General features: G+C 60.3%; 19 protein-coding genes and 2 pseudogenes. 11 read left to right on the top strand and 10 right to left on the bottom strand.

The window, feature by feature from the left end; genetic code table 11:
* Positions 1-266 precede the first annotated feature (266 nt).
* Together ACA057_RS03240 and ACA057_RS03235 are read right to left on the bottom strand one after the other, a co-directional pair.
* On the bottom strand, positions 267-545 hold the full coding sequence (locus ACA057_RS03240) for a hypothetical protein (protein ID WP_497345896.1): 279 nt from the start codon (positions 543-545) through the stop codon (positions 267-269).
* 413 nt (positions 546-958) lie between these two features.
* Positions 959-1,804 (bottom strand): annotated as a pseudogene (locus tag ACA057_RS03235) (calcium:cation antiporter); the annotation flags it as partial.
* A 297-nt stretch (positions 1,805-2,101) separates the two neighbouring features.
* Here ACA057_RS03235 and ACA057_RS03230 point away from each other — a divergent pair.
* The 3 genes from ACA057_RS03230 (at position 2,102) to ACA057_RS03220 (ending at position 5,325) form a co-directional block, all read left to right on the top strand.
* Positions 2,102-3,184, top strand: coding sequence for a BMP family ABC transporter substrate-binding protein (locus ACA057_RS03230; protein WP_497345894.1), 1,083 nt, complete (start codon positions 2,102-2,104; stop codon positions 3,182-3,184).
* Positions 3,185-3,324: 140 nt separating this feature from the next.
* Positions 3,325-4,290, top strand: coding sequence for a 2-oxoglutarate and iron-dependent oxygenase domain-containing protein (locus tag ACA057_RS03225; RefSeq protein WP_497345892.1), 966 nt, complete (start codon positions 3,325-3,327; stop codon positions 4,288-4,290).
* Positions 4,291-4,371: 81 nt separating this feature from the next.
* A complete protein-coding gene (locus ACA057_RS03220) occupies positions 4,372-5,325 on the top strand; it encodes an adenosine deaminase (protein WP_074873526.1) in 954 nt (317 codons plus the stop codon).
* A gap of 115 nt (positions 5,326-5,440) precedes the next feature.
* Here ACA057_RS03220 and ACA057_RS03215 read toward each other — a convergent pair whose 3' ends face one another.
* The 3 genes from ACA057_RS03215 to vimR all read right to left on the bottom strand — a co-directional run bounded on the left by ACA057_RS03215 (position 5,441) and on the right by vimR (position 8,893).
* On the bottom strand, positions 5,441-6,823 hold the full coding sequence (locus tag ACA057_RS03215; protein WP_497345889.1) for an MFS transporter: 1,383 nt from the start codon (positions 6,821-6,823) through the stop codon (positions 5,441-5,443).
* A gap of 129 nt (positions 6,824-6,952) precedes the next feature.
* Positions 6,953-7,687, bottom strand: coding sequence for an ArsR/SmtB family transcription factor (locus tag ACA057_RS03210; protein WP_497345887.1), 735 nt, complete (start codon positions 7,685-7,687; stop codon positions 6,953-6,955).
* A gap of 276 nt (positions 7,688-7,963) precedes the next feature.
* Positions 7,964-8,893, bottom strand: coding sequence for a transcription regulator VimR (gene vimR / locus ACA057_RS03205; protein ID WP_497345885.1), 930 nt, complete (start codon positions 8,891-8,893; stop codon positions 7,964-7,966).
* A 118-nt stretch (positions 8,894-9,011) separates the two neighbouring features.
* On the opposite strand from vimR, the gene ACA057_RS03200 reads away from it, so the two are divergent.
* The 3 genes from ACA057_RS03200 (at position 9,012) to ACA057_RS03190 (ending at position 10,670) form a co-directional block, all read left to right on the top strand.
* Positions 9,012-9,305, top strand: a complete 294-nt coding sequence (locus ACA057_RS03200; RefSeq protein ID WP_497345883.1) for a putative quinol monooxygenase — start codon at positions 9,012-9,014, stop codon at positions 9,303-9,305.
* A gap of 32 nt (positions 9,306-9,337) precedes the next feature.
* A complete protein-coding gene (locus ACA057_RS03195) occupies positions 9,338-10,351 on the top strand; it encodes a zinc-binding alcohol dehydrogenase family protein (RefSeq protein WP_497345881.1) in 1,014 nt (337 codons plus the stop codon).
* A 148-nt stretch (positions 10,352-10,499) separates the two neighbouring features.
* Complete coding sequence (locus ACA057_RS03190; RefSeq protein ID WP_177333666.1) at positions 10,500-10,670, top strand: hypothetical protein; 171 nt, start codon at positions 10,500-10,502, stop codon at positions 10,668-10,670.
* 8 nt (positions 10,671-10,678) lie between these two features.
* Here ACA057_RS03190 and ACA057_RS03185 read toward each other — a convergent pair whose 3' ends face one another.
* Together ACA057_RS03185 and ACA057_RS03180 are read right to left on the bottom strand one after the other, a co-directional pair.
* Entirely contained in the window at positions 10,679-11,875 is a 1,197-nt protein-coding gene (locus tag ACA057_RS03185; RefSeq protein ID WP_497345879.1) for a multidrug effflux MFS transporter, read from the bottom strand.
* 236 nt (positions 11,876-12,111) lie between these two features.
* Complete coding sequence (locus ACA057_RS03180; protein WP_497345877.1) at positions 12,112-12,309, bottom strand: cation transporter; 198 nt, start codon at positions 12,307-12,309, stop codon at positions 12,112-12,114.
* A gap of 147 nt (positions 12,310-12,456) precedes the next feature.
* On the opposite strand from ACA057_RS03180, the gene ACA057_RS03175 reads away from it, so the two are divergent.
* From ACA057_RS03175 to cueR, 3 genes are all read left to right on the top strand, one after another.
* A complete protein-coding gene (locus ACA057_RS03175) occupies positions 12,457-12,840 on the top strand; it encodes a hypothetical protein (protein WP_497345875.1) in 384 nt (127 codons plus the stop codon).
* Between the two features lie 185 nt (positions 12,841-13,025).
* Complete coding sequence (locus tag ACA057_RS03170) at positions 13,026-15,419, top strand: heavy metal translocating P-type ATPase (RefSeq protein WP_497345873.1); 2,394 nt, start codon at positions 13,026-13,028, stop codon at positions 15,417-15,419.
* The gene (gene cueR / locus ACA057_RS03165) at positions 15,416-15,829 is read left to right on the top strand and encodes a Cu(I)-responsive transcriptional regulator (protein ID WP_401359872.1); all 414 of its coding nucleotides are present in this window, start codon (positions 15,416-15,418) and stop codon (positions 15,827-15,829) included. Before ACA057_RS03170 ends, cueR begins: the two co-directional genes overlap by 4 nt.
* On the opposite strand, the gene ACA057_RS03160 is transcribed toward cueR, so the two are convergent.
* Positions 15,783-16,997 carry an MFS transporter gene (locus tag ACA057_RS03160; protein WP_497345870.1) on the bottom strand — a complete coding sequence of 405 codons (1,215 nt, stop codon included), beginning with the start codon at positions 16,995-16,997 and terminating at the stop codon, positions 15,783-15,785. The two genes, cueR and ACA057_RS03160, sit on opposite strands and share 47 nt — an antisense overlap.
* A gap of 166 nt (positions 16,998-17,163) precedes the next feature.
* Positions 17,164-18,057, bottom strand: a complete 894-nt coding sequence (locus ACA057_RS03155; protein ID WP_059405712.1) for a PA4780 family RIO1-like protein kinase — start codon at positions 18,055-18,057, stop codon at positions 17,164-17,166.
* A gap of 456 nt (positions 18,058-18,513) precedes the next feature.
* On the opposite strand from ACA057_RS03155, the pseudogene ACA057_RS03150 reads away from it, so the two are divergent.
* Together ACA057_RS03150 and ACA057_RS03145 are read left to right on the top strand one after the other, a co-directional pair.
* Positions 18,514-19,602 (top strand): annotated as a pseudogene (locus ACA057_RS03150) (cache domain-containing protein); the annotation flags it as partial.
* A 90-nt stretch (positions 19,603-19,692) separates the two neighbouring features.
* A complete protein-coding gene (locus tag ACA057_RS03145) occupies positions 19,693-20,460 on the top strand; it encodes a methyl-accepting chemotaxis protein (protein WP_401359943.1) in 768 nt (255 codons plus the stop codon).
* 120 nt (positions 20,461-20,580) lie between these two features.
* On the opposite strand, the gene ACA057_RS03140 is transcribed toward ACA057_RS03145, so the two are convergent.
* Positions 20,581-21,372: an AraC family transcriptional regulator gene (locus ACA057_RS03140; protein WP_497345868.1), complete on the bottom strand. Its 792-nt coding sequence runs from the start codon at positions 21,370-21,372 to the stop codon at positions 20,581-20,583.
* Between the last annotated feature and the right edge of the window lie 69 nt (positions 21,373-21,441).

The following is a 21,441-nucleotide window of genomic DNA, read 5'->3' as shown; positions in this document are numbered from 1 at the left end:
AGATGTTCACAACCGTCTGTTTGCATGGAAACAACTCGCCAAGCAAGTGCGATTAACCACCCATTCTATGCCTCTAAGTCTCTAAGTCTCTAAGTCTCTAAGTCTCTAAGTCTCTAAGTCTCTAAGTCTCTAAGTCTCTAAGTCTCTAAGTCTTAAGGCAGTTTACAACGTAAATGAAGCCGAGCACCGCTAGGATTGGCAGAGTCGAAACGCTGAACTGATGCTTTTTCTAGAATAATGAAATTCTGCTATCCACAATATGGATCTTAATCCATGTCATTTGATACTAGCGCACATGCTTCCAATGTCTCGACCATCACATGACCATCTTCTACCATTTCTAGTGCGCTAATGACTTCCTGAACGGTGAGTTTGGTTTCAATTTCGACTTCCACGTCTGGAAAAATAGGATCTGGGACGATCGTGATTTTCTTCAGCGAAGTGGCTTCAGGCAACGCTAGAAAGCTAAGAACATCGTCGCGGCATTCAGCGCGAAAGGAATACGTGCTTATGTGGTTAACGTTCACATTTTTTTTAATCATCATTTCACCATTTATTTGATAATATTTTTGGCGGAAGCTAGCGAGCCGTGTCTAGGTAGTCGAGCCAAAACCGTCCCCGTTGCACCCTCAGGCGCAAGCGCTTTCCGCTCGATTCGATGAACGTAGGTCGGCGTATTCGGCTCGGTCTGATGCGCGAGGTGGAGTGTTAAAGCTTCCAAGCCCATGCATCCGTGCCTTCACACCGTGCGACGTCTCCACCAGAGATAAGCGTTCATAAAAAAACGGCACGCCGGGAAGCAATGGACTGAACTGACGCTCCAGAATGCTTAAGCTGGTGGTTTGTCAGGACGATCAAGCCTAGAGCACTCCCAATCAAAAGCCCTTTTCTAAGGTTTCCCAAGGCAGATCAAGATCCTTATGGAATTTGACACTGAAATGGGGTCTGTCTGGAAAATGACTACCGACTGCATGCGGTTTGCCAACGCCGCGCGCAACGCGGTGAGAATCTCCGGCGCCGCGGAAATCGCCGCCACCAGGATCGCCGTGATCACCGGCGGTGCGCCCGTCCCTTCCAGCCCCAGATCAAGGGTCTTGGACATCACTTCGGCCAATGCGCCAATCACCACCACACCAAACACCAACGTACCGATGCTCAGGGCCAGATTGATCGGCTGCGGTTCTTCGGTAGGTTCTTTTTTACGGCGTTTTTCCGGGTAGCTGTAGCTGAAAAAGTAACTGTGCGGGCCGACCTGCATGCGCAGGAACAAGGTGTAGAGCACGACCATCGCGCCGATGGTGAAGGCCGAATACAGCTTCCAGTTGGCCTCGGGAATAAATTCCGGCACCACCATGGAAACACCCATGGCGGTGAGGATCATCACGCTGTAGCTGCGCGCCGAGTCATCGTTGTAGGACTGTTCGCCGTGCTTGATCCCGCCCATCAACGCCGCCAGGCCGAGGATGCCGTTGATGTCGAGCATCACCGCCGAATAAATCGTGTCGCGCACCAACGTCTTTGAGGCTTCGTTGCTCATCATGATCGCCAGGATCACCACTTCCACCAGCACGGCGGCGAGGGTCAGGATCATCGTGCCGTAGGGGTCACCGACTTTTTCGGCGAGCAGTTCAGCCTGATGGGCGACGCGCATGGAGGCGGCGACGATGAAAGCAATCAACACCAGCCCGGATACCAGCGCGATGGGCTGGCCATTGCTGAGCATCCAGTGCTCCATCGGATAGGCAACGACGGCAGCGACCAGGGCCAGCAGCAGAAAACTTTCTTGCTTGAGGAATGTGAGCATGGCGAGCCTTTTTGCCGAGTGGGGCGAATCAGAGTGATGAGCTACTGACTGCGGGGCGGCGCTAACGTTTCGTTACACCTTAGCGCACCAGTGGGTGGCGGCTGTGCCCGGCCATGCACTTTTATTGGCCTTCGAGGCCTCATCGCGGGCAAGCCCGCTCCCACAGGATTTGCGCAGGCCATGTGGGAGCGGGCTTGCCCGCGATAGCCGTTACGCGGTCTCGAGCCATTTGTTGTCTTGTTGGTCAGTAATTTGCATTGCCCCTGCCAACCTCACAACAACATGGAGTTCGAATTCATGCACAAACGTCCGTTGAAGAAGCTGCTTGGCGCCATTGCGGCGGCAATCGGTCTGAGCGCCAGCCTGACCGCCAGTGCCGCCGACCCGCTGAAAGTCGGCTTCGTTTACATCGGCCCGATCGGTGACCACGGCTGGACGTATCAGCATGAACAGGGGCGCAAAGCGCTCGCGGAGAAGTTTGGCAACCAGATCACCACCAACTACGTAGAGAACGTCGCCGAAGGTGCCGACGCCGAGCGGGTGATCCGCAACATGGCCAAGGACAAGTACGACCTGATCTTCACCACTTCCTTCGGCTACATGAACCCGACCCTGAAGGTCGCCAGACAATTTCCCAACGTGACCTTCGAACACGCCACCGGCTACAAGCAGGACAAGAACCTCGGCACCTACCTGGCGCGCACCTATGAAGGTCGCTACGTCGGCGGTTTCCTCGCGGCGAAAATGACCAGGACCAAGAAGATCGGTTATGTCGCGTCCTTCCCGATTCCGGAAGTGATCCGCGACATCAACGCCATTCAACTGGCCCTGAACAAGTACAACCCTGGCACCGAGATCAAAGTGGTGTGGGTCAACTCCTGGTTCGACCCGGGCAAGGAAGCCGATGCCGCCAACGCGCTGATCGACCAGGGCGTGGACGTGGTCTTCCAGCACACCGACAGCCCGGCGCCGATCCAGGCGGCCGAACGTCGCGGTGTGTATGCGGTGGGCTACGCTTCGGACATGGCGCACTTCGGGCCGAAAGCGGTGCTGACGTCGATCGTCAATGACTGGGGGCCACACTACATTCAGGCGACTCAAAGCGTGCTTGACCACATTTGGAAATCGCAGGATTACTGGGGCGGTCTGGAGGAAAGCACGGTTGAACTGCCGATCAGCGATCTGGTGCCGGTTGCGGTGAAAGCCGAAGCCGAGCAGATCATTGCCGATATCAAGAGTGGCGCCTTCCACCCGTTCACCGGGCCGATCAAGGATCAGGCGGGCGTCGAGAAAATCCCGGCCGGCGTCAGCGCGACCAATGCGCAACTGGCATCGATGAATTACTACGTCGAAGGCCTGAAGGCTGACATTCCCAAGTAATTCCCGCACCAAATCCAAACCCCTTGTGGGAGCGGGCTTGCCCGCGATGACGGCGGCACATCCAGCAATGATGTAACTGACACACCGCTATCGCGGGCAAGCCCGCTCCCACAGGACCTTCAGCGCTTTTAGGGTTGAGTATGACCAGTCTGCCAATCATCGACATCGCCCCGCTCTACAGCGATGACCCATCCGCCTGGCAAGCCGTCGCCACGCAAATCGACCACGCCTGCCGTGAATGGGGCTTTTTCTATATCAAGGGTCACCCGATCAGCCCGTCGCGCATCGACGCCGTGCTCGACAGCGCCAAACGCTTTTTTGCCTTGCCCGCCACCGAAAAACTCCAGATCGACATCACCCAGACCCGTCACCACCGCGGCTACGGCGCGATCGCCACCGAGCAACTCGACCCGAGCAAACCCAGCGACCTGAAAGAAACCTTCGACATGGGCCTGCACCTGCCGGCCGACCACCCGGACGTGCTGGCGGAAAAACCGCTGCGTGGCCCCAACCGTCATCCGTCGCTGCCCGGCTGGGAAGCGTTGATGGAGCAGCACTACGTCGACATGCAGGCCCTCGCCCAAACCCTGTTGCGCGCAATGACGCTGGCACTGGGAATCCAACGCGACTTCTTCGACACTCGCTTCGTTGCTCCGGTCAGCGTGCTGCGGATGATCCACTACCCGCCGCGTCACACCGCCAGTTCCGCAGAGCAGCAAGGCGCCGGCGCTCACACTGATTACGGTTGCATCACGTTGCTGTACCAAGACGCCGCCGGTGGTCTGCAAGTCCGCAACGTAAAAGGCGAATGGATCGACGCGCCGCCCATCGACGGCACGTTCGTGGTCAACCTCGGCGACATGATGGCGCGCTGGAGCAACGACCGTTACCTGTCGACGCCGCACCGGGTGATCAGCCCGCTGGGCGTGGACCGTTATTCGATGCCGTTCTTCGCCGAGCCGCATCCCGACACCGCCATCGAATGCTTGCCCGGTTGCCAGGATGAACAGCACCCGGCGAAATATCCTGCGACCACCTGCGCACAATTCCTGCTCTCGCGCTTCGCCGATACCTACGCCTATCGACGGGAACAGGAAACGCGTTGATGAACCTGCTGGTCAGGTTTTACCAATTGTTGCAGCAAGCATCTGTAGAATGCCGCCATTGCACCTGATGAGATTTCAACTATGTACGACTGGCTGAACGCCCTGCCCAAGGCAGAACTGCACCTGCACCTGGAAGGCTCGCTGGAGCCCGAGCTGCTGTTCGCCCTGGCGGAACGCAACAAGATTGCCCTGCCGTGGAGCGATGTCGAAACCCTGCGCAAGGCGTACGCCTTCAACAACCTGCAAGAGTTTCTAGACCTGTACTACCAGGGCGCCGACGTGTTGCGCACCTCTCAGGATTTCTACGACCTGACCTGGGCCTACCTGTTGCGTTGCAAGGCACAGAACGTGATTCACACCGAACCGTTCTTCGATCCGCAGACTCACACCGACCGTGGCGTGCCGTTCGAAGTGGTGCTCAACGGCATCGCCGCCGCGTTGAAAGATGGCGAGCAGCAACTGGGCATTACCAGCGGTTTGATCCTGAGTTTCCTGCGCCACTTGAGCGAAGAAGAAGCCGAAAAAACTCTCGACCAGGCGCTGCCATTCCGTGATGCGTTTGTGGCGGTCGGTCTGGACAGTTCCGAGATGGGTCACCCGCCAAGCAAGTTCCAGCGCGTATTTGATCGTGCCCGTCACGAAGGTTTCCTGACCGTCGCCCACGCCGGCGAAGAAGGCCCGCCCGAGTACATTTGGGAAGCCCTCGACCTGCTGAAAATCCAGCGCATCGACCATGGCGTGCGCGCCATCGAAGACGAGCGCCTGATGCAGCGGATCATCGACGAGCAGATCCCGCTGACCGTGTGCCCGTTGTCGAACACCAAGCTCTGCGTGTTCGATCACATGTCCCAGCACAACATCCTCGACATGCTTGAGCGTGGCGTGAAAGTGACGGTGAATTCGGACGACCCGGCGTACTTCGGTGGCTACGTCACCGAGAACTTCCACGCGTTGTATACCGATTTGGGCATGACCCAGGATCAGGCCAAGCGTTTGGCACAGAACAGTCTGGATGCCAGATTGGTAAAACCGTAAGCAGTACCGCCCCCCCTGTGGGAGCGGGCTTGCCCGCGATGAGGCCATCAGCTTCAACATCACGTTGACTGACAATCCGCTATCGCGGGCAAGCCCGCTCCCACAGGTTATGCGTTCAACCGACTACCGAAGCCTCGCTCAATTCTTCCAGTGTCTTGCCCCGCGTCTCCATTCCGAACACCCACACCACGCCCGCCGCAATCGCAAAACACATCGCCCCCAGCGCAAACACCCCGCCCTGCCCGGTCATCGGGAACACCAGCCCGGTCACCAACGGCCCCAGCAATGAACCCACTCGGCCAATCGCCGAAGCGAAGCCCGAGCCCGTGGCCCGCGCCGACGTCGGGTACAACTCCGGGGTATAGGTGTAGAGCACCGCCCACATGCCGAACAGGAAGAATTGCATCAACAGCCCGGAAGCGATCAGCAGGCTGACATTGCCGCCAAACACCGCGCTCTGACCGTAAAGAAATGCCATCACCCCGCCGCCCAGCAGTGTCACCACGCACACCGGTTTACGCCCCCAACGCTCGACCAGCCAGGCCGCCATCAGGAAACCAGGAATCCCGCCGAGGGAAATCAATACGGTGTAATACACCGACTGGGTCACGGCGAAACCCGACTGTTGCAGCAGCGCGCTGAGCCACGACGTCAGGCCGTAGAAACCGAGCAAGGCAAAGAACCAGACACTCCAGATCATCATCGTGCGCTGTCGGTACAGCGGCGACCAGATCTGCTGCAACGCGGAAAAGAAGGTGCCCGGCGTACTCGCCACGTGCGGCAATCGAATCGGTTCAGGCAAGTCCGGGCGTCCCAGCGAGGCTCGGACCTTGCTTTCGATACCGAGTAACACCTTGTCCGCTGCCGCATGCCGCCCGGCCTGTTCCAGCCAGCGCGGAGATTCCGGAATGAAAAAGCGGATCGCCAGGACAAACACCGCCGGCACCGCCAGGACCAGGAAGATGTCGCGCCAGCCAATCACCGGCAACAGGAAGTACGACAGCACCCCGGCTGCGACGAAACCCAGCGGCCAGAAACCGTCCATCAACGCGATATAGCGCCCGCGCCCTTTGGCTGGAATCAGCTCGGAAAGCATCGACTGAGCGATGGGAAACTCCATGCCCATGCCGATCCCCAACAGGATGCGGAACAAGGTCAGGGTTTCGACGTTCTGCGCCGTGGAGCACAAGTAACTGGCGATGCCCCACAACACAATGCTCCACTGGAACACCGGTTTGCGTCCAAAGCGGTCGGCCAGCATGCCGGACAACGACGCTCCCACCACCATGCCGAAAAAACTCGAACTCGCCAGCAACCCGGCCTGCGCCGTACTGAGGCCGAACTCGGTTTTGATCGAGCCGAGCAGGAACGTCATCATCGCCAGGTCCATGGAGTCGAAGAAAAACGCCAAGGCAATGATGATGAAAATAATCCGGTGATAACCGCTGATGGGCAGCCGTTCCAATCGTTCTGCCGCGCTGAAGCCTCGTGTTTCCATACCACATCCCCCCAATCCGAAAGTCCCTGGATCGAGTGTGCGCGATAGCCGCCACGGGCTGTTGCTGGATGCGACCTGGCCACAACCCTGAACGACGCCGGTGCGCCCGGACGTCGATCGCGCAGGTGTCTACAATGCCATTTCCAGCTCGGTTTCCTTGGCGAATCGATGGATTTCACGCTGCCCCGCAGCGGTGATCTGCAAGGCACGCGAATCGTTGGGCAGGCTCAACCAGCCGGACTGCATGAACAGTTGCAGCAACGCCGCCCCCAGAGAACCGCCCATGTGCGGGCGTCTTTCGCTCCAGTCAGGACACGCGCAGGCGACCTTGCTGTTGCGATGGGCCAGCGCCTGGATGTACACACCGCGTGTCGCCAGTTGCGTGGCGCCCTTGTGCGTGATCATGACCCGCTGATCGAACTGCTCGATCCACCCCGCATCCAGCAGACGCTGGTAGAGATCGGCGGCCAGGGTGCCGCCCAAATGATCATCACAGAGCCTGGCACGCAACAATGAAGAAGGCGCGGCCTGAGGTTTGACAACGGCGGCCGTGCGCTTGAAAACATCCGGGAGTTCTCGTGGCGTGCTCGCCAGCGTGGCGCTGGCCAGTGCTTCTATCGCGGCGCCGACTTCGGGCGCGGCCAGTCGAAAGAACCGCTTGCGGCCACGGGCTTCGACCTTCAACAGACCTCCAGCGGACAAACGCCCCAAGTGTGCACTGGCCGAAGACGGTGACAGCCCGGCCAATAAGGCCAGCTCTTCGGTTTGCCGCGCCGAGCCGTCCATCAAGGCCCACATCATTGCGCTGCGCTTTGGGTCAGCCAGCAACGTGGCGATCTGACTGATGCAAGGTGCATGTTCCATGTATTCACTCCCTGTTGAATCGTTTCGTCTACTGCTCAGAGACATCTTGACCCGTTATGTGTCGTCGGCCAAGACGTGCAATCCGCCATAAACCTAAGCAAAGCCTCTCCCTCACACAGGCCATTGCTTCGCAGCGGTTGCGAAGCGCCAGGTGGCTAGATCGACGGTGCGTGCATGAGGCGGGCGCTAGTATAAGCGGGTTAACCGCCGGTTCCTGCCCACGGAAAACCATTGCTGCTGATAGTTCCTGAGTGAAATTTCGCTTTTTACCTGCGACTAATGATCGATACCCGATAACAGGGGAAAATGACTGCTTAACCGAGCGCATCGGCTGGCAAGCATTTCCCGCAACAGGTTCACTGGCTTACTCAATTGTGCGCGATGGGCGCACAGCAGATTCAGCGGTGCGCGCTCACACAGCAGCTCCGGCATCAGCACTTTCAAACGACCAGCCATTACATCGGCGGCGACATCGAGCCAGGATTTGTAGGCGATCCCGGCACCCGCCACCGCCCACAAACGCACCACATCGGCATCGTCACTGAAACGATCACCGCTGACGGTCAGGCTGACTTCGCGCTTGCCGTCGTGGAAACTCCAGTGATCGTGGACGCGGCTGCCGAGCATGAACAACAGGCAATTGTGTTGCGCCAGTTGCTCCAGTTGCCGCGGCTCGCCCTGCCGGGCCAGGTATTCGGGTGATGCGCAGAGCACGCGACGGTTGTGCGGCGCGATGGGCAACGCCACCAGGCTTGAGTCTTCCGGCTCGCCGTAACGCAGGGCAATGTCCACCGGTTGCCGGAACAGGTCGGCAATGCGGTCGCCGAGCAGCAAGCGCACGGTGAGTTTGGGATGCTCACGCTGAAATTCGTCCAGCCATGGCAATAGCAGGTTGCGACCGAAGTCCGAAGGCGCCGACAGCTGCAAAACCCCACTGACCTGGTCCTGGCCGCTGGCCAACAAACGACGGCCCTCATCAAGATTGCTCAGAGCCGCCCGGGCGTACTCGAGAAATCCCTCGCCTTCGGCGGTGAGGCGCAGGCTGCGGGTCGAACGGGCGAGCAAGCGGGCGCCCAGTTGCTGTTCGATACGCTTCAACGCCGCACTGGCCACCGCCGGCGACATGTCCATGCCACGCGCTGCCGCCGACAGGCTGCCCAGGTCCGCCGCCCGGACGAACAACTGCAAATCATCGAAACGCAGCATCTTCAGCCCTGATTATCAAAAAAATATTGAAAGAGACTGCTCTTTTAGCGGGTTTTATCTTGCAGAGAAATAACCAATCATCTGTCCCATCGAAATCATCCCATTCCCGGAGTCGACCATGTCCCAGCCGTTTACCGCCATCGCCACCCTCATCGCCAAAGACGGCCAGCAAGCCGCCCTCGAACAGCACCTGCGCGCGCTGCTGGAACCGACCCGCGCCGAAGCCGGTTGCGGTCAATACGACCTGCACCAGGACCTCGCCAATCCTCTGGCTTTCTACATGATCGAAAAGTGGAGCAGCGACGAAGCCCTGCAAGCCCATGACGCCAGCGCGCATATCCAGAACTTTCGCGCCAAGGCCGGGGACTTTCTCGAACACTTCGATCTCAAGCGCCTGCGTACCGTGGCCTGATCCTTCCTTTATTACTTTTTCGGAGCTCTCTTATGAAAGCCATTGCCTACTACGCCTCCCTGCCGATCAGCGACGAGAAATCCCTGCAAGACATCGAACTGCCAGAACCGGTGGCCGGCCCGCGTGACCTGCTGGTCGAAGTCAAAGCCATTTCGGTGAACCCGGTGGACACCAAAGTTCGCCAGAACGTCCAGCCTGAAGGTGGCGCGGCGAAAGTGCTGGGCTGGGACGTGGCCGGGGTGGTCAAGTCGGTCGGCAGTGAGGTGACGCTGTTCAAGGCGGGCGACAAGGTCTTCTACGCTGGCTCCATCGCCCGCGCCGGCGGCAACAGTGAACTGCACGTGGTGGATGAGCGGATCGTCGGCCATATGCCGAAAACCCTCGGTTTCGCCGAGGCCGCCGCATTACCGCTGACGGCCATTACCGCCTGGGAACTGCTCTTCGAACGCCTGCAAGTGCGCGAAGGCAACACCGATGAAGGCCAGAGCCTGCTGATCGTCGGCGCGGCCGGCGGTGTCGGCTCAATCCTCACGCAACTGGCCCATCAGCTCACCGGGCTGAAGGTCATCGGCACCGCGTCCCGCCCGCAAACCCAGAGCTGGGTGCGTGAACTGGGTGCCGACCTGGTGATCGATCACAGCCAGCCGCTGAGCGAAGCGTTGAAACGCGCCGGCCTCGATCAGGTGACCCACGTTGCCAGCCTGACCCAGACCGATCATCACCTGGACCAATTGGTCGAGGTGTTGGCCCCGCAAGGCAAGCTGGCCTTGATCGATGATCCGAAGGCGCTGGACGTGACCAAGCTCAAGCGCAAGAGCCTGTCGTTGCACTGGGAGTTCATGTACACCCGCTCACTGTTCGAAACCGCCGACATGATCGAGCAGCACAATCTGCTTAACCGCGTGGCCGGGCTGATTGATGCCGGGACGTTGAAAACCACGGTGGGCGAGCACTTCGGGACCATCAACGCGGCCAACCTGCGGCGTGCTCATGAGCTGCTGGAAAGCGGGAAGTCCAAGGGCAAGATCGTGCTTGAAGGGTTCTGAAATAGATTGAAACAGTGTCGTCCGCCCGGACGACACCGTCAGTCCGAGAGTTGACCGTTGTCACAATGGTGATCGTATTCGGGGTCTACAATCGAAACTCCGCGGCACCAACTTTACAGAGCATCTTTTACGAGAGGAGAGATCAGCAATGAAGATCCTGATAAAAGAAGTGGCAACATCCTGCTGGCAAGTCCGCCTGGATCAGCATGCTGTGACGTTCCGTAGCGAAGCCGAAGCTCGCGCCTTCACCCGCACCCTTGAAGCGCGCCTGCAAGCCCCTCATCAAATTCCCGTCCAGCAGCAGCGCGCTGCTGGCTGAGTCCCTCCTCAGACCTGGGCTTGTGCCAGTGCCCGGGCATTTTGCAAACGCCGGGTGAGCATCGCGACGCTCACCACCAGAATTCCGCACAGGCTGATGACCAAGGCCATCGGCACGGCGCTGCCATCGTGTAAAACCCCCACCAGCGCCGCAGCCCCAGCCGCGACGCTGAATTGCAGGCAACCGAGCATCGCCGACGCACTGCCGGCCCGCGCGCCCTGGCCGTTCATCGCGCAGGCCGAGGCATTGGGGAGGATGCAACCCAGGCTGGCGATGCAGACAAACAGTGGAATCAGCAATGGCCATAGCTGCTCGGTGTGCAATGAACTGACGGCGAGCAGCGCCAGGCCGCCACCGACGTAAATCCATACCGTGCGCACCAACAGAAACGCCGGGCCACGCTTGGCCAGCATTCTCGCGTTGACCTGCGCCACCAGAATGAACCCCGCCGCGTTGGTGCCGAACAGCCAGCCGAAATGCTCGGCCGGCACGCCGTACAGTTTGATGAAGACGAAGGGTGAACCGGCGATGTAGGCAAACATCCCGGCGATGGCGATGCCACCGGTCAAGGCGTGGCCAAGGTAAATCGGGTCCGACAACAGCCGACCGTACTGACGCAACGCCCCCGACAAAGGCTGACGCGGCACATGGGCCGGCAGACTTTCCGGCAGCCCAAGCGCCACGGCCAGCCCGGCCAGTGCACTGAAACCGGTCAGCACGAGAAAGATCGACTGCCAGCCCGTGGTGTTGACCAACAGTCCGCCGAGCATGGGGGCCAGAATCGGCGCCAACCCCATCACCAGCATCAATTGCGAGAAAACCTTCGCCGAACCGACCGCATCGCATTTATCGCTGACCACCGCCCGCGAGATCACCATCCCCGCGCAACCACCCAAGGCCTGAATGAAACGCGCGCCGATCAGCCATTCAAGATTCGGCGCAAAGGCGCAGGCCACGGACGCAGCGGTGAATAAACCGACACCGGTCAGCAAGGGAATGCGTCGCCCGAAACGATCCGCCACCGGGCCGTAAGCCAGCTGACCGAGGGACAATCCCAGGAAATACGCCGCCAGGGTCAGCTGAACGTGTTTTTCATCGGTGCCGAACGCGAGCGCCATCGCCGGGAACGCTGGCAGATAGAAATCGATCGCCAGCGGACCGAACGCGCTCAGGGCGCCAAGAATCAGAATGGTGCGGAAGTTCATCGGGCATCCCGTTGGACAGAGGTCGGCAGCCCGACAGTCTAGCCGCGCAGGGACGCCTTGAACATTCCGATAGGTCGCTAACTAATAAAAACCTCCGGCAACTAGTGCCTGCCTGCTAAAAACACAAAACCTGTGGGAGCGGGCTTGCTCGCGAAGGCGGCGGCAGTTCCAGCAATGAGGTGACTGAACGTCTGCTTTCGCGAGCAAGCCCGCTCCCACAGGGATTGCGCCTGACCTCAGGCGACTTTGGCGACGTAGCCTTCTTCGGTGATGGCGGCGATCACCTGGTCAGTCGTCAGCGCACTCTCGACGCCGACTTCTTTCGCCGCCAGATCGACCCGCACACTGGCGGCCGGGTCCTTGGCTTGCAGCGCTTGAGTGATGGCTTTGACGCAGTGACCACAGGACATGCCTTCAACGTTGAACACTTGCATGGGGTGACTCCTTGAGTGAGGTTGCCTGCAGTCTCGAGCTTGCCACCATGGCAAGGTCAAGTTCTGCCGCAAACTGCCGGGCTGGCAATCGGCGTCGCGCTCGGCCAAGCTGCGTGCATCAATGACTCGACCTCAGGAGATTCAGCCATGCGCTGGTCAGCTCTCAGCCTGTTTGGCTTCCTCAGCCTTTTCGCCACCGTGCCCTCGGTCAACGCTGCCGGGGAGGACTATGGCGTGCTGATCATTTCCCGCGAGCGCCTGGAAGTGTCGACCAACTGCGAGATCGGTGTGTACATCCAGGATCAGTTGTCGGCGCGGTTGTTCCAGGAACAAAGCACCTCGTTCAATTTGCCGCCGGGCAATGTGTCCTTGCGCCTCAAGCTGCTGCCGGGGCAGGCACCAGGCTGCAATCCGGGCATGCTCGCACCGGGTTCGCAGAACATCACGCTCAAGGCCGGGGATGTGCTGAAGTTCCGGATTGCGATGACGCAGGAAGGGATGTACCTCAAGCCCACCGCCCTCGACTACTGATCCCCCTGTGGGAGCGGGCTTGCCCGCGATAGCGGTCTGTCTGACAAATTGATGTTGGATGTAACGACGCCTTCGCGGACAAGCCCGCTCCCACATTTTGATTTTTGGTGACTGTTGATTGGCGCTTGACCTTGCCCGCATGGCAAGGTTGATCCTGTAGACATCTTCTACAGGGAGCGTGACCGATGTCCGAATCCACCACTTTCGATCTGCCGATTGCCGGCATGACCTGCGCCAGTTGCGCCGGGCGTGTCGAGCGTGCCTTGAGCAAAGTCATCGGCGCCAGTGCTGTCAGCGTCAACCTGGCCACCGAACAGGCCCGGGTTCAAGCCCCCAGCGACAGCCTGCCAGCGTTGATGGACGCCGTGCAGCAAGCCGGCTACAGCGTGCCGCAACAGAACCTGGAATTGAGCATCGACGGCATGACCTGCGCGTCGTGTATCGGCCGGGTCGAACGTGCGCTGGCCAAAGTGCCGGGGGTGAAAAGCGTCAGCGTCAACCTGGCCAACGAACGCGCCCACCTCGAACTGCTCGGCCAGGTCGATCCGCAAATCCTGATCGCGGCCGTGACCAAAGCTGGCTACAGCGCCAGCGTCTGGGAAGTCGAACACCCACAAACCGACAACCAACAAGCCCGCCTGCATCGCGAGCGTTGGGCCTTGATCATGGCCATCGCCCTCGCCTTGCCGCTGGTGCTGCCGATGGTGCTGCAACCGTTCGGCGTGCACTGGATGCTCCCGGCCTGGGTGCAATTTGCGTTGGCCACGCCGGTGCAATTCATCTTCGGTGCGCGCTTTTATGTGGCCGCCTGGAAAGCCGTGCGCGCCGGGGCCGGCAATATGGACTTGCTGGTCGCCCTCGGCACCAGCGCCGGTTACGGCTTGAGTCTTTACGAATGGGCCACCGCCGCCGGGGGCATGCCGCACCTGTATTTCGAAGCCTCTGCAGTGGTGATCGCCTTGGTGCTGTTGGGCAAATACCTGGAAAGCCGCGCCAAGCGCCAGACCGCCAGCGCCATTCGCGCCCTCGAAGCCTTGCGCCCGGAGCGAGCCATTCAGGTGATCGACGGCCGCGAACAGGATGTCGCCATCAGCGCGTTGCGCCTCAACGACCTGGTGATGGTCAAACCCGGCGAGCGCTTCCCGGTCGACGGTGAAGTGGTCGAAGGCCAGAGCCACGCCGACGAAGCGTTGATCAGCGGCGAAAGCCTGCCGGTGCCCAAACAACCTGGCGACAAGGTCACCGGCGGCGCGATCAATGGTGAAGGCCGATTGCTGGTGCGTACCCTGGCGCTCGGCGCGGAAACCGTGCTGGCGCGGATCATCCGTCTGGTGGAGGACGCTCAAGCCGCGAAGGCGCCTATCCAGAAACTGGTGGATAAAGTCAGCCAGGTCTTTGTGCCCGTGGTTCTGCTGCTGGCCTTGGCCACTTTGATCGGCTGGTGGCTGTACGGCGCGCCGATGGAAACGGCGTTGATCAACGCCGTTGCGGTGCTGGTGATCGCCTGCCCTTGCGCACTGGGTCTGGCGACGCCGACCGCGATCATGGCCGGCACCGGCGTCGCGGCACGCTACGGGATTTTGATCAAGGACGCCGAAGCGCTGGAACGTGCGCATGAAGTCAGCGCGGTGGTGTTCGACAAGACCGGCACGCTGACTTCGGGGGCTCCACGCATTGCTCACCTGAGCGCCATCGACGCTGACGAAGCCGCCCTGCTGCAAATGGCCGGCGCCCTGCAACGCGGCAGTGAACACCCGCTGGCCAAGGCGGTTCTGGATACGTGTGCCGAACGCGGTTTGAGTGTGGCCGATGTCAGCGATAGCCAATCGCTGACCGGGCGCGGTATTGCGGGCACGTTGAACGGTCGTCGGTTGGCCCTGGGCAATCGGCGCCTGTTGGAAGAAAGCGGTTTGAACGCCGGTGAATTGGCGGACGCCGCCACCGCCTGGGAAACCGAAGGCCGGACCTTGTCCTGGCTGATCGAGCAAAGCCCCGAGACGCGAGTGCTGGGCCTGTTTGCCTTTGGTGACACGTTGAAACCCGGCGCCCTGCAAGCCGTGCAACAACTCAGTGCACGGAACATCAGCAGCCACCTGCTGACCGGCGACAACCGTGGCAGCGCCAAAGTGGTTGCCGAGGCGCTGGGCATCAGCGATGTCCACGCCGAAGTGCTGCCAGCCGATAAAGCGGCTACCGTCGCGCGACTTAAGAAAACCGGCGTGGTCGCGATGGTCGGCGATGGCATTAACGACGCCCCGGCCCTGGCGGCTGCCGATATTGGCATCGCCATGGGCGGCGGCACCGACGTGGCCATGCATGCGGCCGGGATCACCCTGATGCGCGGCGATCCACGGCTGGTGCCGGCGGCGCTGGAGATCAGTCGCAAGACCTACGCAAAAATTCGGCAGAACCTGTTCTGGGCCTTCGTCTATAACCTGATCGGCATTCCGTTGGCAGCCTTTGGCTTCCTCAACCCGGTGCTGGCCGGCGCCGCTATGGCATTGTCGAGCGTCAGTGTGGTGAGCAATGCGCTACTGTTGAAAACCTGGAAACCCAAGGATCTGGAGGACACCCAATGAACATCGGCCAAGCGGCCCGTGAAAGCGGCCTGAGCGCAAAGATGATCCGTTATTACGAGTCCATCGGTTTGCTCAAGGCGGCTCATCGCACTGACAGCGGGTATCGGGTGTACGGCGCCGATGACCTGCACACCCTGGCGTTCATCAAGCGTTCGCGGGACCTGGGTTTCTCATTGGAAGAGGTCGGCAAACTCCTGACCCTCTGGCAGGACCGCCAGCGCGCCAGTGCTGACGTGAAGGCGTTGGCCCGCCAGCACATCGACGAGCTCAACCAGAAAATCCTCGAACTCGGTCAGTTGCGCGACACCCTGCAGGACCTGGTCGAGCACTGCCACGGCGACCATCGCCCGGACTGCCCGATTCTCAAGAACCTTGAGTCTGGCTGCTGCGCCGCACCCGCTCGCCCCTGATGGCCAACCCCTTCACCACCAGCAACGTGGTGAGGGGAATGCCGTGGAACAGCAGCACCACGGCACCCGGCGTCCACCACGAATAGAACGGCGCGGCGATCAGCATGCCGACGCCGAATCCGGTCATTTGCAACAGCGTCAGGAAGCTGAAAATCGGCAGGCGCAGGCTGTCCGGTTCGCGTTGTAAACGTGACATCAGGCCGACTTCCGAAAAGCCGTCGCCCAATCCCGCCGGCAACACAAACAGCAGCAAACCGTAGAGCGTGTGCTGCTGGAACATCAGGATGAAGCCGCATGACATCAGCAAAACGCCGAAGAAGAATCGCCGCTCCAGGTTCACGTTGTCCGAGCCTTTCAGGCGGCTGGCGATCCGTGCACCGATGAGTTTTCCGCAGGCCCAGACCGCCAGCATCAGGCCCAGCGTGGTGCTGGCGGACTCGGGTGTGAGCAGCCTGGAAATGATCGGGAAACCGACGTTGTGCGCAGCGCTGCCAAGGGTGTCGGCCATGGCGACGGCGAGCATCGCGGCCACCACCGGTGTACTTCGCAACCCCTGGCGCAGGGCTTGCCACTCTCCCCGCTCATTGGCTGACTCGGCACTGGGTGTGGGTTCGGAAAAGCGCAGCGGCACGATGAACAGCGCGGCCAGCAGGTACGTGGCCACGTTCAACGCGAACACCGTTTCAAAGCCGAACGCCGCCACCAACAGTCCTGCCACCAGACTCCCACCAACCATGGCCGCTGAGGACGCCGAGGTGATCCAGGCGTTGGTCTTGAGCAAGTGTTCGCCGTCGATCAAGTTAGGCAACTGACTGTTAAGGCCAATCGCAAACATGGAATTGCCAAACCCCAGGCCGAAGGCGATCACGGGTAGCAACAGCGCTTGTTGCGCGACCGGCAACACCAGCAACAGTCCCAGTAGCCCGGCGCGCAACAGGTCAAAAGCCATCAGCGGCAGGCGCCCGGCCCAGCGCCGGTAAAAAGTCGTGCCGATAAGGCTGGCGAAAATGCCTCCGCCCACGCGGCTCGCGAGGAAGATGCCGACGCTCATGGCACTGTTGCTGAGCAGGTAGACGTAAGTGGCCAGGGCGACCATGTTGAGGAAGGCACCGAAATCCGAGATCAGACGGGCGGCGATGATCAGTTGGGCGTTGCGGGTGGAGTTCACATTCAATCCTTGAGTGTGGAGTGTTACGAGTGCGGCCAGTATGTGGGAGCGAGCCTGCTCGCGAAAGCGGACTGTCAGGCGACCTGAAGTTGGAGGTGATGGCCTCTTCGCGAGCAAGCCCGCTCCCACAAAAAACCCGGCCGAAGCCGGGTTTTGGATTAACCGATCACTGCATCCAGGGCGGAGGCGGTTCTTCGGTTTTGCCGGGGGGCGCGTCATCAGCGGCGCGCACCGCTTGCTTGCGCTCTTCATCGAGGCGTGCGGCCTCGATCTCGCGCATGATCCCGCCAACGTCGGCGATCTCTTCCGGCTCGTCGAACTCGCCGGTCAAGAGGCTGGCCGGGTGCAAGGTGCCGGCTTCGTACAACGCCCACATTTCCTTGGCGTACTTGGTCTTTTTCAACTCCGGCGCAAACCGCCCGAAGTAGGACGCCATGTTGCCCACGTCCCGCTCCAGCATGTTGAACGCGTGGTTATTGCCCGCCGCGTCCACCGCTTGTGGCAAGTCGATGATCACCGGACCGGTCGGAGTCAGCAGCACGTTGAACTCGGACAAGTCACCGTGCACCAGACCGGTACACAGCATCAGCACGATCTGCGAGATCAGGAACGCGTGATATTCGCGCGCCTGGTCCGGTTCCAGCACCACGTCGTTCAGACGCGGCGCGGCATCACCGTACTCGTCGGCCACCAGTTCCATCAGCAGCACGCCTTCCAGGAAGTCGTAAGGCTTGGGAACCCGCACGCCAGCACCGGCCAAACGGAACAACGCCGCTACTTCGGCGTTCTGCCAGGCGTCTTCGGTTTCTTTCTTGCCGAACTTGGAACCCTTGGCCATGGCCCGGGCCTGCCGGCTGTTGCGTACCTTGCGGCCTTCCTGATACTCGGCCGCCTGGCGGAAACTGCGTTTATTCGCCTCCTTGTAGACCTTCGCGCAACGTAGCTCGTTACCGCAGCGCACCACATAAACAGCTGCTTCTTTACCACTCATGAGTGGGCGCAGCACCTCGTCGACCAGACCGTCCTCGATCAGGGGTTCAATGCGTTTTGGAGTCTTCATCAGCTTTTATTGTGGGTCCTTTATTACCAAACACGCGAAAGTCATTCGTTATACGGCAATCCACTCATTCGGGGGAGGGGTTGCCGACCTATGAACGCTCCCATGAACATCAATAAGCACACAATGTGCCGGAATTTCCCGGCAAACCCGACACCCGTCATTATCCGTCCAGGATCATAGCTGACCTAATGTCACCTGTTGCTGTAGGCCTTTGCGGGCATTTGCGACAGAAGCTGACACTCCAATTCATACCCTTCGTAGGATTTTTCTCAATAGTCCTCAATTTCCGTCTCCAGCAGCCGAAGTCCTCAGTGACAGAGTGATTTGTCCGACAATCGTTTCGACAGAAAACAACGATGGCGCACCAAGGACCCTGGTGATCAAAAACGTTTACAGCTGCCAATAATCCGCGAGTCATCTGCACTGCGTGGGCCTACAAGAAAATCTGGAGCGCGGATGAACATCAAACAGAAGTTGACCTGGGCGTTTGCAATCATCGCCTGCTTGCCGGTGGTGCTGGTCGCCACGCTCGTTGTGCTGAACCTGCGCAGTGATGCCAAGGACGCGTTCGTCGACGGCAGTGCCCGCGAGATTCGTCAGGTCAGCAATGCCATGCAGATATTCTTTGACGGCATCAGTCAGAACGTCGATTACCTGGCGACCCAACCGTTGATCAAGAATTCCGACGACAGCCTCAAGACCTACATGAGCGCCAACGCCGAAAGTATTCCCCAAGGCGAGGCGGACAAAAAGGTCTTCGCCCTCCTGCAGAACCTAGGCAACAGCCACCCGTCCTACGCCTATGCCATTCTCGGCACGGCGGCGGGCGGTTATGTGTCCTGGCCGGACGATGCCAAGCTGAACAACTACGACCCGCGCCAGCGCCCCTGGTACAAAGCTGCCCAAGCCAAGCCGGGCAAGCCGTTTCGCACCGAGGCTTATTACTGGGCTCAGGATGACGCGACTTACGTCAGTACCGTGCGCACCATCGACAACAAACTGGGGACCAATGGCGGCGTCGTCAGCATCGACGTGACGCTCAAGCAGCTCACCGAAATCGTCAAACAGATCAAGCTCGGTGAAACCGGCTACCTGATGCTGCTGGAAAACACCGGCACCGTGCTGGTGGACCCGAAGCAACCGGAACACAACTTCAAAGCCTTGAGCAGCCTCGGCGAAGGCTACGCGCAACTGGGCAAGGCCGGCAAAGGCCTGGTGGAAGTCGAACTCAATGGCGAACGCTACATGGCCAACGTCTGGCCGTCGGAGCAGTTGGGCTGGACCTTTATCGGCCTGATCAAGCAGACCGACGTGATGAGCTCGGCCACCCAGCTGACCTGGCTGATCGCGATCATCGCTGCCGTGCTGGCCGTGCTCTTCGCCATCGTCGGTGCCAGTTTCGCCAGCGTCATCGTGCGCCCGATCCGCAGCGTGGCCAGCGGCCTGGAAGGCATCGCGCAAGGTGAAGGCGACCTGACCAAGAACCTGCAAATCCGTGGCAGCGACGAAACCGCGCAACTGGCGAACTGGTTCAACCAGTTCCTGGCGGCGATTCGCAACCTGATCCAGAGCATCGGCGGCGCCGCGACCAAGATCCTCGCCACCTCCAAGAGCTCGACCCAGGTCTCCAGCGACATGGCCGAAGCGGCCGGGCGCCAGCGTGAAGCGGTGGACATGGTGTCCACGGCGTTCCACGAAATGGTCGCCACCGCCAACGAAGTGGCTCGTTCTTGCAGCCAGGCCGCGGAATCCGCCGACAGTGGCCAGCGCCAGGCGCGCGAAGGTCAGCAGCAGATTGATGCGGCAGTGACCAGCGTCGATCGCCTGAGCCAGGAAATCGAACAGTCGGCCCAGTCGATGCAACAGCTGGAACGCGACAGCAACGACATCCAGTCGATCCTCGGGACCATCCGCTCGATTGCCGAACAGACCAACCTGCTGGCGCTGAACGCGGCCATCGAAGCCGCGCGGGCCGGTGAGCAAGGACGTGGTTTTGCCGTAGTGGCGGATGAAGTGCGGGCGCTGGCCAAGCGCACGGCGGACTCCACGGCGGAAATCGACGGACTGCTTGGCAACCTCGCCAAGCGCACCAGCCAGGTTACCCAGCAGATGCACGCCAGCCTGGAAGTGTCCCAGCAATCGGTGACCCGCATCGGCGAGGCACGCAGCAGCTTTGGCTTGATTCGTGAGTCGGTGGATGTGATTCGCGACATGAACACGCAGATCGCCACGGCGGCGGAACAACAGCACCAGGTAGCGGAAGACATCAATCGGCACATCAGCCAGATTCATGGTGATGCGCAGTTGGTGGCGGAACTGGCGAACTCGGCGCGGCTGGATTCGCAGAGCCTGGCCGGGTTGTCGAATGAGCTGGATGGGTTGGTTCGACGGTTCAGGACCTGATCTAAACCCCCGGCGGCCTCTTCGCGGGCAAGCCTCGCTCCTACAGAGAATCGATGGCAGGCACATTTTTGTGTTCACTGAGATTCCCTGTAGGAGCGAGGCTTGCCCGCGAAGAGGCCGTCACTGCCTGAACAACTCTCCCGGGGTAAACCCGAACAAATTCTTGAACGCCGCTATAAACGCCGATGTCGAGTCATACCCGCAAGACAGCGCGGCATTGGTCACGCTGTCGCCCTCCTCCAGCAAACTCAATGACGACAGCAGCCGCATGCGCTGCCGCCACCCTCGAAAGCTCAACCCTGTCTCGCGCTGAAACAAGCGCATCAAGGTCTTCTCCGACGTCCCCAACCGCTGCGCCCATTCCTGCAAGGTCACGTTGCGCTCCGGGCTTTCGATCAGTTCGTTGCACAACCCCAGCAACCGCTGATGACGTGGCAGCGGCAGGGAAAACCCGACCTCAGGCAGATTCGCCAACTGATCCAGCAGCACATTCACCAGCCGCGACTCCGCGCTGTCGCCCTGCGGATATTCCACGGGCAGCAGGCAAAAGCTCTTGATCAGTTCCCGCGCCAACGGCGTCACTTCCAGCACCCGGCAACGCCCGTCCGCCCACTCGCAATCCTCGCGGCGCACATACAGGCTGCGCATTTCGGCGCGCATCGAGGTCACGACCTGATGCTCCAGATCCGCCGGAATCCAGATCCCCCACTGCGGCGGTGCAAAGAAGCTGCCCTCGGCCGTGTGCACGCCGAGCACGCCGCTGATGGCGTAGGAAAACTGCACCCAGTCGTGACGATGCGGCGGTGTCCACGAGCCGGCGTTCAGGCTTTCGGCCCGGGCATACAACGCACGCGGCAACGCCGACAGGGTCGGAATCGTCCGTTCTAGGGAAAGTTGTCCGTTAGTCGGCATTCATTGGCCTTATGTCGCAAGACGACTGATAAGGCCGACGTTAGGCTAAGTCACCATTTCTTACAAATG

Source organism: Pseudomonas sp. LBUM1661, assembly GCF_059695925.1.
The sequence above is the reverse complement of the archived record's forward strand: the minus strand, read 5'-3'. Positions and strand labels throughout refer to the sequence as shown.